The sequence below is a fragment of the Agathobaculum sp. genome, from assembly GCF_022775115.1.
Taxonomy (GTDB): Bacteria; Bacillota; Clostridia; order Oscillospirales; family Butyricicoccaceae; genus Agathobaculum.
The window spans coordinates 12,161-27,811 of the sequence record NZ_JALFLA010000004.1; the positions used below are offsets into that span (position 1 = coordinate 12,161).

Below are 15,651 nucleotides of genomic sequence, written 5' to 3' on the forward strand. Positions count from 1 at the left end.
TCGGTAAGCGTTACGGATCAGAGAAAAATCGGAAGGCAAGGCGGAGGCAACGGTGAAAGAAAAACTGCAGGGCAGTCTGGGAAAAGTGAAAGATTTCTTTGCGGGTGAGGAACGGAAAAAACGCAGAATAGCGGCCGTACTGATCCTGACGGGAATCATCATTGCGGCCATTATCGTTGCGGTGGTTTTGAACAATCAGCCCTATGAAACGCTGGTTACCGGACTGTCGACGAATGAAATGTCCGCAATCGTGGGCAAGCTGGAGGAATATGGCGCCACCGATTATCAAATCGTGGGTGATTCCATCAAAGTGCCCTCCTCACAGGAACCCAACTTAAAGGCGAAGTTGCTGCTGGACGGATACCCGAAGCAAGGCTTCAGCTATGATACATATTTCAACAATGTCGGAATGATGGCAAGCGAGTCCGACCGGGCGACGGTTCGCAACTTTGAGCTGCAGGACCGCATGGCCGCGGTCATCCGCTGCTTTGACGGCGTCAAAAGCGCGGTCGTTACCATTTCGGAGGGATCCGATCAGCGTTATGTGCTTGAAAACGACAATGTAGTACCAGCTACCGCGTCAGTCGTGGTGACGATGGCCGATGGTGGTCCGCTGCCCGAAAAATATGTTGACGCGATCGCCAACCTTATCACACGCAGCGTCAAGGGCATGGAGTTTGGCAGTGTGTCGATCTCAGATTCGCTGGGCAACAGCTATTCGCCCGGCTCAGAGACGAGCAACACCTCCTCCGCCACCGACCTCAAGTTGCGGCTGGAGACGCAGGTCAACAACCGCATCCGTAATGAGGTCATGCAGGCGCTTACACCTATCTACGGGCCGGACAATGTGCGCGTCAGCGTAACCAGTACGGTAGATGTTAGCCGGCGGGTGACTGAAAGCACGATCTATACCACGCCCGAGGGCGCGCCTGACGGACAGGGCATTATCGGCCGCCGCGAGTACGACCAGGAGCTGACGCGCGGCACGGCGGACGCCGCGGGTGGTGTTGTCGGCGCTGAGGTGAATACGGACATCCAAACCTATATGGAGAACGAGGCCGTGGTCAACGGCAACGAAACATGGATTAAAAACGCCGGAACCGAGGATCACAAGGTCAACACCACCATTGAGCAGAGCGATCAGAATTACGGTGTGGTGACCGATGTGATGATCGCAGTCACGATCAATCAGGCCGCGGCGGGAGGCGTTGGCGCGGCACAGTTGACCAGCCATATCGCGCGCGCTGCAGGCATCAACGCCGCGGATCAGGCCGATAAAATTAATGTTTTGGTCGCGCCGTTCTATACCGAGCAGATTCCGGGCGAGACGCCGGGCATCGCAGGCATTCAATTGCCCAAGTGGGCGATTTACGCTGCCGCGGGTGCGGGTGGTTTGCTGCTCCTGCTGTTGATATTGCTGGTGCTGCTGCACAAGCGCCGCAAGCGTGCGCGCTTGGCACTGCTGCAAATGGAGCAGGAGCAGGCCGCGTTGGCATCGCCTGAGATGGGCGTACCGGTGCAGGAAGAGATACTCAACATCAACAACGACAGAAGCATGGAGCTGAAGCAGGATATCCGGAAGTTCACCGAAGAGAATCCCGAGATAGCCGCACAGATGATTCGGACTTGGCTGAAAGGAGCGGATTCCAATGGCTGATCAGGTGTTGACGACAAAACAAAAGGCGGCAACTGTGATCGTTGCCTTAGGCACGGAAAAAGCTTCCAAAATCTATCAGTTCATGGATCCCGAGGAACTGGAGCAGCTGACAATCGAGGTCGCAAAGCTTGGACATATTCCTCCAGAGCTGACCGAGCAAACGCTGGAAGAATTTTACCAGATGTGTCTGACCAACAAGGTCATCACCGAGGGCGGCATGGAATACGCCCGCTCCGTTCTGCAAAAGGCGTTTGGCGATCAGGTGGCCGATCAGCTGCTGAACAAGGTGACCAAGGTGCTCAGCAACCGCTCCTTCGCCTTCCTCAATAAAACCGATGCTAAGACGCTGCTTTCGACACTGCAGCATGAACGCTCGCAGACGATCGCGCTGGTTCTGTCCTACATCGACCCTGATAAGGCGGCAGCGGTGCTCGAGGAACTGCCGACAGAGAAGAAGCTGCGTGTTGTGGAAAGCGTCGCACGGATGGAGAGCGCCTCACCGAACGCAGTCAAGATGATTGAAGACGAGCTGCAAAAGAAATTCTCCAGCATCATTGTTACCGAGAACGTACGCGTTGGCGGTCTGGATCACATCGCAGCTATCATGAACAACCTCGAGCGCTCGAGCGAAAAGGCAGTGTTCGATGGCCTGTCCATGCGCGACGCCAATCTCGCCGACGAGATTCGCAAGCGTATGTTCGTGTTCGAGGATATCGTCAGCATGGACGACCGCTCGGTACAGCGCTTTATACGCGATTGCGACCTGCGCGATGTTGTACTTGCACTCAAGGGCGCAAACAAGGACGTGGCCGACAAGCTGTTTGCCAATATGTCCACCCGCATGCGTCAGAATATCGAGGAGGATTTGGAGATCACGACCAACGTCCGCATTCGCGATGTAGAAGAGGCGCAGCAGCGCATCGTCAGCATTATTCGCGAACTGGAAGAGCGCAATGAGATTATCATCTTGAAGGGCGGAAAGGACGAGATCATTGCCTAGTATTCTGAAATACTTCATGAAGCCGCGCGCGGAGGAGTATCAGCTGCCCAATACGGAGGATTTTGCCAGCCAGCTTGAGGAGATGGTGCGGCTCAAGGAGAGTGTGCCGCATGAGGAAAGCCCCCCGTCGACAGCTGAGGAGCGAACGCCGCCGCCCGGTGCCGCGCCGCGCGCAGCACCGGAATCGGAGGCGGACCGTGCGACCGGTTCGCTCATCTTCGCCCGCGATCAGGCCAATGAGCTGCTGCGTAATGCGCAGGAGCAGGCGGAGCGCATTGTCGAGCAGGCCAAAATGGCCGCGGAGGCCGAAGTCGTCCGCATCCATCAGCAGGCTGCCGAGGAAGGCTATGCCAAGGGCTACGCAGATGGACAGGAGCGCGGGCGCAAAGAGGCCGCGGAGTCGATAAACGCCGTCGCGCAGCAAACCATCAGTGAGACGCAGGATTTTTTGGAGCGCGCGGCGCAAAAACGCGATGCGGCGATTGACAGTCTGCGCGATGAGTTGCTGGATGTTGCAGTGGCGGTGGCTGAAAAGGTCATCCACGTCAGCCTGAAAAGCAGCGAGGAGATCATCAAGCGCATGATTTCTTCTGCGACTGAAAAGCTCAAGCGGCGTGAATGGGTGCAGATCTATGTGGCCGACGCTGATATCAAGGGCAGGTCGCTGGCCGATCCTGCGCTGGCCGCGACACTTTCGAGCCTTTCCAATCATGTCAAGATCGTGCCGATGCGTGATGCCGAAACCGGCACCTGCATTGTTGAGATGCCGGATGAAATTATTGATGCAAGTGCTTCCACGCAGCTCGAAAATATCCGTCAGGTGATACGCAGCCGCACCTGATATGCCAACATGAAGGAGATACCGATGTTTGAGCAAGTAATTGAGCAGATAAAAGACGGCGATATGCTCAGCCGCATTGGTAAGATCGAAAACATCGTTGGTATGTCGATAGAGGCCTCCGGTGGACATGGGGCGATCGGCGATATCTGTCAGATATACTCCTCGGAGTCCAACAGTCAGGTCTTGGCTGAAGTGGTAGGCTTTAAGAATGAGCACATGCTGCTGATGCCGTATGAAAATATGAACGGCTTAGCGCCGGGCAGCTTTGTGCGTAATACCGGCCGTCGGCTGCGGCTTCAGGTGGGCGATTTCCTGCGGGGACGCATTATCAACGCCTTAGGCAAGCCGATCGACGGACTTGCGTCCTTTCCCGAGGGAGACAGCTACTATGTTGATAGCCCGTACATCAATCCTCTGACGCGTCCGCCTATCCGTGAGCGCATGGAGTTTGGCGTCCGCGCGATAGATTCTACTTTGACCATCGGCAAGGGACAGCGAATTGGTATTTTTGCTGGTTCAGGTGTCGGTAAGTCGACGCTGATGGGTATGATTGCCCGCAACGTAAAAACTGATATCAACGTGCTCGCACTGGTGGGTGAACGTGGCCGAGAAGTACTGGAATTTGTGCAGAAGGATTTGGGCGAGGAAGGTATGCGGCGCTCGATTTTGGTGGTTGCGACCTCGGATCAGCCGGCCATGCTGCGGATGAAGTGTCCATCGGTTGCCACAGCCATTGCGGAGTATTTCCGAGATCAGGGGCTGGATGTGCTGCTGATGATGGACTCGCTGACACGCTTTGCAATGGCGCAGCGCGAGATCGGCCTTGCAGTCGGAGAGCCGCCTGTGGCGCGTGGCTACACGCCGTCGATTTATGCTGAGCTGCCCAAGCTGCTCGAGCGCAGCGGCAATTTTGAGACCGGCTCGATCACCGCGGTATACACTGTGCTGGTCGAGGGCGACGACACAAACGAGCCGATTGCCGATACTGTACGCGGTATCTTGGATGGGCATATCGTGCTTTCCCGTAAGCTGGCCAATGCCAACCACTTCCCAGCAATCGACGTTTCAGCGAGCATCTCCCGACTGATGACCGAAATCGTCACGCCGCAGCATCAGCAGCTGGCGGGCAAGCTGCGCGATATTTTGAGTGTATACGAAAAGAACGAGGATCTGCTGGCGATCGGTGCTTATAAGCCCGGCAGCAATCCGCGCTTGGATAATGCGATCGCAAAGATCGACCAAATCAATCATTTTCTGATGCAGGGCATCAAGGAATCGTTTACCTATGATGATAGTCTGCGCCAGCTTGAGAATATTTTGCGGTAAAGGTCCGTATCTAAAAGAGAGGAAGGATTGTCATGAAGAAGTTCCGATTTTCGATGGAAACGGTCCTGCATTATCGGGAGCAGATGCTGGATGCGCTGCGCGCCGAACATGCAGCTACAATCACTCGTGTGCGTGAGCAGGAGCGGGAAGTCGAGGCGCTGAACCAGAAGTTTGACGAGATCAACGCGGAATACCGCCAGAAAAAGATGGAGGGTATGACCATTGCGGACGCGGTCATTTTTGATGGCGTGCTGCGTGTGCAGGAAAACGAGATACAGAAGGCCCTGCGGGTGCTGGAGGAGTGCCGCCGGGCGGAGGAGGTCAAGCGCAGTGAGGTGATCGCGGCGCGAACCGACAAAGCGACGGTCGAAAAGCTCCGCGAAAAGAAGCTGGACAGCTACCGCAAGGCGATGGAAAAAAGCGAAGAGCAATTCATTGACGAGTTCGTATCAACCACCCGCGTTTTGACCGCAAGGTCGGCGCAGTAAGGCGTTTGCGTCGGTGGTTTTCCGTTAGACAGTACACACGGGAAAGGAGGTGAGAGAGATGAACATGGAGCAAATGTTGGTGCAGTTGCAGATGAACGCCATGCGTTCACTGCAGGGTGTCAGCACCAAGGATTCGGCGGACGCCGACAAATTCAGCGACCTGCTGAAGACTAAGTCGGACGCATCTGCGCAGAAGCAGCAGACCACGGGCGCATCGGACGAAGGCGGTGCGCAGCAGACCTCGGAAGTACCGCAGAAGGGCGAAGTGCCGCAGCAGGACGAGATGAGCGAGGTGCAGCAGCAACTGGCCGCCGCTGCGATGATGCAGTATGCCGTGCTGAATGTGCAGGTGCAGCAACCGGAGATGCAGGTCGAGCAGACCGTACCGCTGACGCAGGAGGTGCAGCCGGTCGCTTTGCAGCAGACCGCTCTACCACAGCAGCCGCAGGCTGAAAGCATGGTGCAGACTGAGCTAGTGCGTCAAACGCAGCCCTTTGAGCAAGCTGCGCAGGCGGCGCAGCCGGAGCAGATCGTTCCGGCGGAGCAGAAGAGCGATGTGCCGGTGGCACAGGTGCAAACCGACGACGGCGCGCAGATGCAGCAGTCTGAGGCTGATGTGTCGGCGGCGCAGCGGCAGACCGCCCCGGCCGCCAAAAAGCAGGACACGGTGGAGGTCGAGGTGCTCGAGCAGCCGGTATTCCAGAAGGTGGAGACCGTACCTGTCAAGGTGGGTGAGGCTGTGGCCACAGTGGACACCAGTGTCCCGGATATGGAGTCCCAGCTGGCAGACCAGATCCAAGCGACGCTGAAGCTGGTGGGCGATAAGGTGGAGATCCAGCTCAAGCCTGAAAATCTTGGCTTGATTACCATCGAGCTGATCCAGACAGGCGGCAAGATGGGGTTGGTTCTGCATGCGGAGAGCGCCAAGACCACTTCGCTGCTCGCACAGCACGCAGGCGGACTGAGCGCAGTTCTGGAGGATCGCACAGGTCAGGTCGTGCAGGTGCAGGTACAGAGGCAGGATGGCCAGCAGCCGCAGTATGACGGCCGTGGCCAGCAGCAGCAACAGCAGCCGCGTCGGCAGCAGCAGAGCAAGGAGGAGCAGGACAGCTTCCTCGGACAGCTCAGACTGGGTTTGTACCAGATGGAGGCAATTTGAGCGAAAGGATGTGACATGAGTTGAGTGATCTTTGGACAGAGACCATAGCGCGTACAAACAGTACTTTGAATACTGCTGCGACGAAAACGACCCAGTCGAACAACGCTGCCTATCTGCAAAGCAGTAAGACGGATAACTATGCGCTGAGCATGGAGGACTTTCTGCAGCTGATGATCGTACAGTTCCAGAATCAGGATATTGAGAATCCGGCTTCGACGAGCGAAATGATGAACCAGTTGATGCAGATGTCGACCATCCAAGCTATGACGACGATGACTGACGCAGCGACGATGAGCTATGCGGCGTCTCTGGTGGGTAAAACCGTGACCATTGGCGAGTACACCAAGGACGGCCTAAAGGAAATCGTCGGTCAAGTGACGGGAACAGGTACTTATGATGGTGAGCGTGTCATTTTTGTGGACGGTAAGAGCTATGCGCTGACTTCGATCATGGCTGTTGGTGAGCTGCCGCCCAAGGAGGAGAACGCAGGCGATACAGACGCGGTGCAAAAGGTTGTTGATGGCACATGATTGAGCGCTTAGATAGCCTGCACCGGGTTCGATCGGGCGCACCGGTCAATCAAAGAGCGGCAGCACCGGCGGGTACGTTCGGCGATCTGCTTCGGCAGCGTTTCGAGACCGTCGGCACAGAGCCGCAGTCGGCCCCGGGGGCGATTGAAATGACCAAGCACGCGCAGCTGCGGGCAGCGGAACGTGGGATTGAGCTGACGGCCGACTTGATGGCGCGCTTGTCCGATTCAGCCCACCGCGCACAGGCGAAGGGCGCGAAAAATATACTGGTGTTTGATGCCACACGCGCATTTATCGTCAACGTGCCGCAGAACCGCGTAATCACCGCGATCTCGCAGGATGAGATGCAAGACAACGTGTTTACCAATATTGACGGCGCCGTTCTTCTGCGATAGGAGAAGACAGCAGGTCCCTTTAGGGATGCTTTGAAGGCTTGTCCGTATGACGGCCTTCGACGGCGCCTTTGCTTGGAAGGAGCAACCGAAAGATATGACAGGATCAATGTACGCTGCGATTGCGGGTCTGCAAACGCATATGCAGAAGATGAACGTAATCGGCAATAACATCGCAAACGCAAATACTTATGGCTTTAAGCCGGGCGTTACCACGTTTACTGAGTCTATGTACACCTCGGTCAACGCGAGCGCGGCGGGCGGCACACAGTTTGGCGGCACCAACGCTTCCCAGATCGGCTATGGTTCTAAGGTCAGCTCGATCGACCTGAATATGTCGGGCGGTACCTATGCGCCCACCGGCACAAACTCCAACCTTTACCTTGACGGCAACGGTTTCTTTCTGGTCGGCCAGAAGCCGGACGCCGCACAGGGTGACCCGAGCGACGGTTATATCGGCGACCCCAATGATCTGACACTGACCCGTGTGGGTAACTTCCGTCTAGACGGTGACGGTTATCTGGTCGATGCCAATGGCTATTGTGTTTATGGCTTTATGCCGCTTGGCGAGGATAACGGTGCGCTGCAAACGGATGCGGACGGCAACTTGACTTGGGACACCTGCCTGCGGCCGATCCGTCTGCCGGTCGAGGCGCCGGCATCGGCTGATGCCAATGCACTGGCACAGGGCAAGCCTGTGTATGCCAAGCTGACAGGCGCTACCGGTACGGCGGCGGACAATGTGTGGACCTATCCGCAGACTATCACCGATACCTCCAAGCGTATCTCGGTCGATGCGGTCAACCTGAGCGTGGGCAGCAACGGCGTTATCACGGTTGTCACGCAGGACGGCACGCCGACCACGATCGGCGTAGTTGCGGTAGGCAGCGTGGTCAACCCCAACGGTCTGACCAAGCAGAGCAATGGCTACTACCTGGGCGGCAACAACGCGGGCAACCTGCGCGTTGGTACCTGTGGCGAGGTCATCACCGGCAAGTACCTGAGCAACGAGACCGCGCAGGGCAACAATGCGATCGATCCCTCCCGGGCTGTCAGCGGCGCGGGCACGACCAAGATCATTTCCGGCGGTCTGGAATCCTCCAAGACCGATATCGCGACTGAGTTTGCCGATATGATCACCACCCAGCGTGGCTTTCAGGCGAATACCAAGATCATCACTGTAACCGATGAGATGCTTTCCGACTTGGTCGCCATGAAGAGATAATGAATTGACTGTGATAGGTGGGGCGGGACGCGGCTCCTGCGTCTCGCCCCGCAGGTCAAGCCTTTGAACGGAAGAAGGGAATTATACTATGATTCGATTGACAAAACTGAACCGGGAGCCCTTCCTGCTAAATCACACGCAGATTGAAACCATTGAGATGATTCCAGAAACCAAGATCATTATGATGAACCATGACTATTATATTGTGCGCGAATCGCCCGAGGAGGTTGTCAATTTAATTGAACTCTATACGGCTAAGGTTCGAGATATTTACCGTGAAATCACGATCTCCGATAAACGCGGAGACTGAACATATAAACCATTTTGATTTAAGCGCCTCAAGAAGCTTGGATTGGGGGAAGTAAAACACTTATGAATTTGACATTTATCCTCGGCATTGTCGGTGGCTTCATCTTGATACTTTACGGCATGGCGATCGGTGAATCCTTGATTTCGCTGAATTTCGGCCAGCTGAAAAATTTTGTGGATGCCTCCAGTATTCTGATCGTTATAGGCGGTACACTGGCGGCTGTTGTTGCAAGCTTTCCGGCAAAGAGCCTTGCTAGATTCCCCAAGCATATCGGTATCATTTTGAATCAAAAAAAGTTTGATCCGGTCGCAATCATTGATGAAGTGGTTGAGTTTGCGCAGATCGCGCGTAAAAATGGTCTGCTGGCGCTTGAAGAGCGCGCCAATCAGTTGGAGGATCCCTTCTTTAAGAAGAGTATCATGCTGATCGTTGACGGTAACGACTCGGATAAGGTGCGGGCGATGCTGATGAGTGATATCGAGCAGCTGGCAGTACGCCACGACGATGTTGCCTCGATGTATGAACGTGCTTCCTCGTGTGCACCGGCATTTGGTATGGCAGGTACGCTGATCGGCTTGATCAACATGCTGCAAAACATGGACCCGACATCGGGCGGCTCGTCGATCGGTAAGGACATGGGCGTTGCGCTGGTCACGACTTTTTACGGCGTTCTTTTGGCGAACTTGATATTTAACCCCATTGCTAATAATCTGCGCACCCGAGATGAAGAGGAGTGTCTGTGCCATCAGCTGGTCGTGGAGGGTGTTATGGCGATTCAAGCCGGTGAAAACCCCAAGTTCATCCGGGAAAAGCTGGAGGGCTATTTGGAGCAGGGTGCTACCGGCGGTGAAGGCGGAGGAAAGAAAGGCAAAAAAGGCAAAAAGGGCGGCGACAATGAGTGATCTGACTTGCCGGCAAGACGAAGGAGTGAGGACGAATGAAACGAAAGAAAGGCGGCGGTGGCGGCGCAAACTGGATGGATACCTATGGCGATATGGTCACGCTGCTTCTCTGCTTCTTTGTTCTGCTGTACAGTATGTCAAGCATCGAAGAGTCGAAGTGGGCCGCTATTGTACAGAGCTTTAAGCGCGAATCGACGGCACAAACGGCGGGCACGCCCGGACAGGGCATGGGCATCAGCGATAATACCGGCGCCATCCAGCAGGATAAACCGATCACGCAGCAGGAGGTCAAGGAAGCTTTGAACCAGATCGCGGCCTCGCTGAACAGTTACAGTGCCAGTAATAACCTACAGCAGATGATGATGGTTACACAGGGCGCAGACTATGTATTTATTACCTTTCAGAATGCGGTGTTTTTTGAAGGTGACAGCTATGTGCTGCTCGACAGCGGCAAGGTGCTGCTGGATGAAGTCGTGGCGGCTATCTCACCGCAAAGCGATTTGATCGACGAGATCCGCGTGATGGGGCATACTTCGCAGGGCGACCCTACACGGCCGAACAATCCCACATCAGATCGGTTTTTGGCCTCTAACCGTGCGTCGATCGTGACGGTCTACTTGCAGGAAAAGGGTATTATCGACCCGGATAAGCTGGTAAGCGTGGGTTATGGACAGTGGCGGCCGGTCGACGGTTTTGATACCTCAGTCGAGCGTTCGCACAACCGCCGCGTTGAGCTGATGATAACCGGATTGGATCCGACCAAGCCGGGCGGCAGCATTGATCAATACTATACCATGCGTGAAGGCAAGGGATCCGTGTAACAATGAGCAAATAGAAGGATTTGTTGTAGATGTCTGAAGTTTTATCACAAAGCCAGATCGACGCGCTGCTCAACGCTGCCAGAAGCGGCGATATGGATATCGGAGCGGCCAGTGAGAGAAAAAAAACTGAAGAAAAAGTATATCCAAAGTATGACTTCTACAGTCCGAAGAAGTTTACGCGCGACCGTTTGAAGATGATCAGCGTAATATTTGAAGGATATGTGCGTATTTTATCGTCGCGTTTGAATACCATGCTGCATATGTCGTGTGACTTAGCGGTGGATTCAGTCGAGGAGCAGCGATATTACGAATTCTCAAACGCGCTGACCGAGCACGATGTTCTGGCGCTGGTAAATGATACGATGGAGGATACAGTGGAGAAGGAGCCGATCCTGTTCCACATCACGACGGGTGTCATGATTAGTATGCTGGACCGGCAGCTGGGGGGAAGCGGTAAGATAGAAGGTGAGGTCGGCTCGGATTATGAGTATACCGATATCGAGCTGCGGCTGTACACCGACTTTATGATGAGCCTGATTGGCAGTCTGTCGGATGCTTGGAAAAGCTATTTGGATATCGGCTTCGAGTATAACCGAACGGAAACCAATCCCACATTGGTGCAGTTGATTGGACTGGATGAGGCGGTCGTGATCGTCGGCATCACCATCAAAACATCTGTGAGCGAAGGGCGTTTTACTATCTGCTTGCCTGCAACGATGTTAAGTGATGTTTTCAGTCAGATGAATCGGGAAACGGCCAGTATGCGTCAGCCCAATCAGCACGACAGTGACGAGATCATGGAATACCTGCGCAGTTCCGAGCTGGAGATCATCGCAGAGCTGCAGCATACTACACTGCGGATGGAGGATATCTATCATCTGCATGTGGGTGATGTCATAGATCTCGATCAGCCGAAGGACTCTAAGGTGTTCTTGAACATTGGGGGAAAGCGCTGGTTTGATGGTAAAATGGGCATTTTCCAAAAAAACAAAGCGGTTCGGATCGAGCAGACCTATGTGCTGTCAGACTGGGAAAAAATACAGGATAAAGGAGAGAAACCGTAAGAATGGGGTCGAATTTATTCAGTCCAATGGCGATTGACGCGATTGGAGAGGTATACAATATTAGCTTGGGCTCTTCGGCGACCGCGGTTTCCAATATGCTCGCAAGGCGTGTGGATATCACAACACCGACAGTGAGCGTGGTCTCTGCGGAGGATTTTACACTGGGCGATCTACAGCCTGCAATCGGCGTAAAGATCGACTATGTCGCCGGTCTGACGGGCAGCAACATTATGCTGCTCAAGCGCAGCGATGTACGCGCCATTGTGGATATCCTGATGGGTTCGCAAACTGCCGACGAGGACTTTGAGATCAACGATTTGAATCTCAGCGCGATCTGCGAAGTCATGAACCAGATGATGGGTGCCGCGTCTACCGCTTTGTCGGACTTCCTTGGCCGAATGGTCAACATTTCCACACCGCAGGCGTTTGAGATCCAGAGCCTTGAGCAGTTTGTGGGAGAATACTTCCCGGTGGATGGCACACTGGTCGTTGTGCGCTTTAAGCTGAACATCGAAGACGCGGTGGAAAGCGAATTTATGAGCGCGCTGAGCGTTGATCTTGCGCGTGAGCTGCTGAAGGGCTTTGGTATCTCCGGTGCGGATGTTGGCCTGCCGGAAGAAGGTGCGGCAGCGCCCGCAGCGTCGGAGGAGGCCGCCCCTCTGAGTGGGCCACCTAAGAATGACGGCGCGGTATTGAGTCAGGAGGAGATCGAAAAACTGCTTTCCGCTTCGGCGCCTGCGCCTGCTCCGGCGCCGCAGCCTACGCCGGCAGCATCGGCCGCTCCGCCTCCTCCGCCCCCGGTACCGCAGCCTGCAGCGGCGTCTCAGCCGGCAGCAGTGTCTCAGCCTGCACCGCAGCAGCAACCTGCACCACAAGCCGCGCCAGCTCCTCAGCCAGCAGCACAGCAGCCGGTAGCACAGCAGTCTGCGGCAATGCCGCAGATGCCGATGATGCCGCCGATGATGACACCCGAGGCAATGCAGCAGATGTACGCGCAAATGTATCCGCAGATGCCGTACCCGCCGATGTATTACATGCCGCCCCAGCAAGCGCCTGCGCCTGAGCCGAAGACGGTAAAAACCAGCAAGCCCCATATGCCACAGCTTGAGGGCAGAGAAAACGCACTCAATGAGGAGCAGGAGGGCAATCTTGACTTGCTGATGTCCGTGCCGGTGGATGTTGCGGTCGAGATCGGTCGGACGCGCCGCCGGGTGAAGGATATCCTGAACTATACGAAAGGCTCGCTGGTCGTGCTGGATCGTCTGGCTGGTGACCGGGCGGATCTGTATGTCAATGGTAAATGTATCGCCAAGGGCGATATTGTTGTGGTGGACGATAATTTTGGTCTGCGCATCGCGGAGATTGTCGCGCCGCTGGAACTTGAGGATATCAGCCAATCATAACGAATAATGAGAAAAGGATGGTTTTGAACAATGGCAAAGATTTTGTTGGTGGATGATGCGGCTTTCATGCGAATGATGGTCAAGAATGTGCTGACTGAAAACGGATATACCGATTTGCAGGAGGCAAGCGACGGCGCGGAAGCAGTTGCAAAATACAATGAAATCCGCCCCGATCTGGTCATCATGGATATCACCATGCCCAACAAGGATGGTCTGGAGGCGCTCAAGGAGATCCGCGCTGCCGATCCCAACGCATCTGTTGTAATGTGCTCTGCGATGGGACAGGAGGCTATGGTTATTGAGGCGATCAAATCGGGCGCGAAGGACTTTATCGTAAAGCCCTTTAAGCCGGATCGTATCATCAAAACGGTCACGTCGATCGTCGGACAGCCGTAAGGATGATGGGAGAAGGCTGGCTTTCTTTTGTATGGATGCTGTTGTGCGTGGCGGCGGTTCTGTTTCTGGCCTATTGGTTCACCAAGCGGGTCGGTATGAGCGGCCGCACATGGGGTGCACCGGGCAGTCATATGCTGGTGTGGGACAAGATGTTGCTCGGACAGGATAAGGCTGTTGTCGTCGCGCAGGTGGGTGAAAGATGGCTGGTGCTGGGTGTGACCGGCTCTCAGATTCAGCTTTTGACCGAGCTGAGCGCCGAACAGGCGCAGCTTTGGCAGCAAAGCAAGCAGCAAGACGGTCAGAACAGCGCGCCCGGCTTTGCAGAACTGCTCGGCAGTCTGCGCAAAAAAAACGATGGGCGATAGGAAGGGGGAGAAACCGGAATGCCGGAAGGCTTGATCAATGTAAACGGCAACAATGTGCAGACACTGGAAATCCTGTTTCTGACGACGATCATCGCGCTTCTGCCGTCGATCCTCGTGATGATGACCTCGTTTACACGCATCATCATCTCGCTTTCCTTTCTGCGCACGGCGATGGGAACGCAGCAAAACCCGCCTAATATGGTGCTGGTCGGCATCGCACTATTCTTGACGCTGTTTATCATGAATCCGGTTTTGACTGAGATACAGCAAAATGCCTATGAGCCTTATAAACAGCAGGAAATCACACAAGAGGAAGCGCTTGACCGCGCGGGGCAGCCGCTCAAAAGCTTTATGCTGCGGCAGACTGAACGATCTTCGCTCGGCATGTTCTGCGATCTGGCACAGGTGCAGCGGCCGAATACCGATGAGGAGGCGATGGCGCTTTCCTTGCGGGTCGTGATACCGTCTTATATCACAAGCGAACTTAAACGCGCGTTTCAGATCGGCTTTTTCCTGTACATCCCGTTTATGCTGATCGACATCATCGTTTCAACGACACTGATGAGCATGGGCATGATCATGCTGCCTCCTGCAATGATTTCAGCGCCGTTTAAGCTGCTGCTGTTTATCACGGTGGACGGATGGCAGCTGCTGTTTTCCACATTGGCGCAGAGCTTCCAATAGCCTGAAGGGAGGCGGTCTGATTTGGATCAAAATCAAATCATTGATATCCTGCGGCAGGGGCTTATGGTGGCCTTGCGGATTGGCGGGCCGATGCTGATCGGCGGCATGGCGATTGGCGTAATGGTAGCTATTTTTCAAGCGGCCACGCAGATCCATGAGCAGACCTTGGCATTTGTGCCGAAGCTGCTGCTGGTGATAGCTTTCTGCTTGCTGGGCGGGCAATGGATGCTGCAAACACTGCAGGAATTTACCAGAATGCTCTTTACGCAGATGCTGGTGTAAGCAGGAGGGAAGGGGCGTACCCATGATCGACCAGGCGCAGCTGACGCTGTTCCTTTACATATTGATACGGATGACAGGCTTTGTTGTCTTTAATCCGCTGTGGGGCAGAACGGGTATCCCAACCATGATTAAGTCCGGCTTGAGCTTGGTGTTCGCCGTAACGGTCTATTCTCTCACAAGCAATCAAGCGCCTGCGCCGCCGCTGACGGTCGTCGAGCTTGCGGTGAAGATGCTGGCTGAGTTTGCGATTGGATATCTGATTGCGTTTGTCATGCAGTGTTTTTTTTATGTTGTTCTGCAAGCGGGTCAGTTGATTGATGCGCAGATGGGCATGAATATGTCGGAGACATACGATCCCGCGATGGGAACGAACAGCTCGCTGACAGCTACTCTCATGAATATAATGCTGGTGCTGCTCTTCTTTGCGGCGAATGGGCATATCACGTTGCTGCGCATTTTGCTTGGCAGCGGGCGTGTTATTCCGTATGGCACAGTGATGCTGGGCACGGAGGCGGCGACCTATGCGCTGGAGATATTTGTTAGCTGCGTCATCATGGCGATAAAGCTGGCCATGCCGATCTTGGCGGCCGAGCTGCTGGGTCAGTTGGGCATGGGCATTTTGATGAAGGTCATTCCGCAAATCAATGTGTTTGCGATCAATTTTGAGTTAAAAATATTTCTGGGTCTGTTGTTGGTCTTGCTTCTGCTGCCGCTGATCGGAGAATACCTGCTCGGTATGGAAAAGCAGATGCTGGTTGCGGTAGAGCAAGCGCTGCGGGTCGCGGCGGCTTGACGCAAATCGGACG

Annotated in this window: 19 protein-coding genes; all 19 read left to right on the forward strand. The window is 54.8% G+C overall.

Annotated features, from left to right (window positions below):
• The first annotated feature begins 52 nt into the window (after nt 1-52).
• The 19 genes from fliF to MR935_RS00580 all read left to right on the forward strand — a co-directional run bounded on the left by fliF (nt 53) and on the right by MR935_RS00580 (nt 15,638).
• Nucleotides 53-1,657: a flagellar basal-body MS-ring/collar protein FliF gene (gene fliF / locus MR935_RS00490; protein ID WP_290570091.1), complete on the forward strand. Its 1,605-nt coding sequence runs from the start codon at nt 53-55 to the stop codon at nt 1,655-1,657.
• A complete protein-coding gene (fliG, locus tag MR935_RS00495) occupies nt 1,650-2,657 on the forward strand; it encodes a flagellar motor switch protein FliG (protein ID WP_290570093.1) in 1,008 nt (335 codons plus the stop codon). Before fliF ends, fliG begins: the two co-directional genes overlap by 8 nt.
• Entirely contained in the window at nt 2,650-3,498 is an 849-nt protein-coding gene (locus MR935_RS00500) for a FliH/SctL family protein (protein WP_290570095.1), read from the forward strand. Before fliG ends, MR935_RS00500 begins: the two co-directional genes overlap by 8 nt.
• A gap of 24 nt (nt 3,499-3,522) precedes the next feature.
• Nucleotides 3,523-4,824 (forward strand): flagellar protein export ATPase FliI, encoded by a 1,302-nt coding sequence (fliI, locus tag MR935_RS00505; protein WP_290570097.1) that lies wholly within the window; start codon nt 3,523-3,525, stop codon nt 4,822-4,824.
• 32 nt (nt 4,825-4,856) lie between these two features.
• Nucleotides 4,857-5,312 carry a flagellar export protein FliJ gene (gene fliJ / locus MR935_RS00510; RefSeq protein ID WP_290570098.1) on the forward strand — a complete coding sequence of 152 codons (456 nt, stop codon included), beginning with the start codon at nt 4,857-4,859 and terminating at the stop codon, nt 5,310-5,312.
• 58 nt (nt 5,313-5,370) lie between these two features.
• Nucleotides 5,371-6,471 (forward strand): flagellar hook-length control protein FliK, encoded by a 1,101-nt coding sequence (locus MR935_RS00515; RefSeq protein WP_290570100.1) that lies wholly within the window; start codon nt 5,371-5,373, stop codon nt 6,469-6,471.
• 20 nt (nt 6,472-6,491) lie between these two features.
• Nucleotides 6,492-7,001 (forward strand): flagellar hook capping FlgD N-terminal domain-containing protein, encoded by a 510-nt coding sequence (locus MR935_RS00520; RefSeq protein ID WP_290570101.1) that lies wholly within the window; start codon nt 6,492-6,494, stop codon nt 6,999-7,001.
• Nucleotides 6,998-7,396 carry a flagellar biosynthesis protein gene (locus MR935_RS00525; RefSeq protein WP_290570103.1) on the forward strand — a complete coding sequence of 133 codons (399 nt, stop codon included), beginning with the start codon at nt 6,998-7,000 and terminating at the stop codon, nt 7,394-7,396. The genes MR935_RS00520 and MR935_RS00525 overlap by 4 nt, the downstream gene beginning before the upstream one ends.
• Nucleotides 7,397-7,490: 94 nt before the next feature.
• Complete coding sequence (locus MR935_RS00530; RefSeq protein WP_290570105.1) at nt 7,491-8,618, forward strand: flagellar hook-basal body complex protein; 1,128 nt, start codon at nt 7,491-7,493, stop codon at nt 8,616-8,618.
• Nucleotides 8,619-8,706: 88 nt separating this feature from the next.
• Nucleotides 8,707-8,928 (forward strand): flagellar FlbD family protein, encoded by a 222-nt coding sequence (locus MR935_RS00535; RefSeq protein ID WP_290570107.1) that lies wholly within the window; start codon nt 8,707-8,709, stop codon nt 8,926-8,928.
• Nucleotides 8,929-8,990: 62 nt separating this feature from the next.
• On the forward strand, nt 8,991-9,830 hold the full coding sequence (locus MR935_RS00540) for a motility protein A (protein ID WP_290570109.1): 840 nt from the start codon (nt 8,991-8,993) through the stop codon (nt 9,828-9,830).
• Between the two features lie 35 nt (nt 9,831-9,865).
• Complete coding sequence (locus MR935_RS00545; RefSeq protein ID WP_290570111.1) at nt 9,866-10,651, forward strand: OmpA/MotB family protein; 786 nt, start codon at nt 9,866-9,868, stop codon at nt 10,649-10,651.
• Nucleotides 10,652-10,680: 29 nt separating this feature from the next.
• Nucleotides 10,681-11,715, forward strand: coding sequence for a flagellar motor switch protein FliM (locus MR935_RS00550; protein WP_290570113.1), 1,035 nt, complete (start codon nt 10,681-10,683; stop codon nt 11,713-11,715).
• Nucleotides 11,716-11,717: 2 nt separating this feature from the next.
• A complete protein-coding gene (fliN, locus tag MR935_RS00555; RefSeq protein ID WP_290570115.1) occupies nt 11,718-13,118 on the forward strand; it encodes a flagellar motor switch protein FliN in 1,401 nt (466 codons plus the stop codon).
• 30 nt (nt 13,119-13,148) lie between these two features.
• Complete coding sequence (locus MR935_RS00560; protein WP_290570117.1) at nt 13,149-13,514, forward strand: response regulator; 366 nt, start codon at nt 13,149-13,151, stop codon at nt 13,512-13,514.
• Between the two features lie 47 nt (nt 13,515-13,561).
• Nucleotides 13,562-13,879: a flagellar biosynthetic protein FliO gene (fliO, locus tag MR935_RS00565; protein ID WP_290570119.1), complete on the forward strand. Its 318-nt coding sequence runs from the start codon at nt 13,562-13,564 to the stop codon at nt 13,877-13,879.
• Between the two features lie 18 nt (nt 13,880-13,897).
• Nucleotides 13,898-14,563: a flagellar type III secretion system pore protein FliP gene (gene fliP / locus MR935_RS00570; RefSeq protein WP_290570121.1), complete on the forward strand. Its 666-nt coding sequence runs from the start codon at nt 13,898-13,900 to the stop codon at nt 14,561-14,563.
• Between the two features lie 21 nt (nt 14,564-14,584).
• Nucleotides 14,585-14,845, forward strand: coding sequence for a flagellar biosynthesis protein FliQ (gene fliQ, locus MR935_RS00575; RefSeq protein ID WP_290570122.1), 261 nt, complete (start codon nt 14,585-14,587; stop codon nt 14,843-14,845).
• Nucleotides 14,846-14,867: 22 nt separating this feature from the next.
• Complete coding sequence (locus MR935_RS00580) at nt 14,868-15,638, forward strand: flagellar biosynthetic protein FliR (RefSeq protein WP_290570124.1); 771 nt, start codon at nt 14,868-14,870, stop codon at nt 15,636-15,638.
• Nucleotides 15,639-15,651 lie beyond the last annotated feature (13 nt).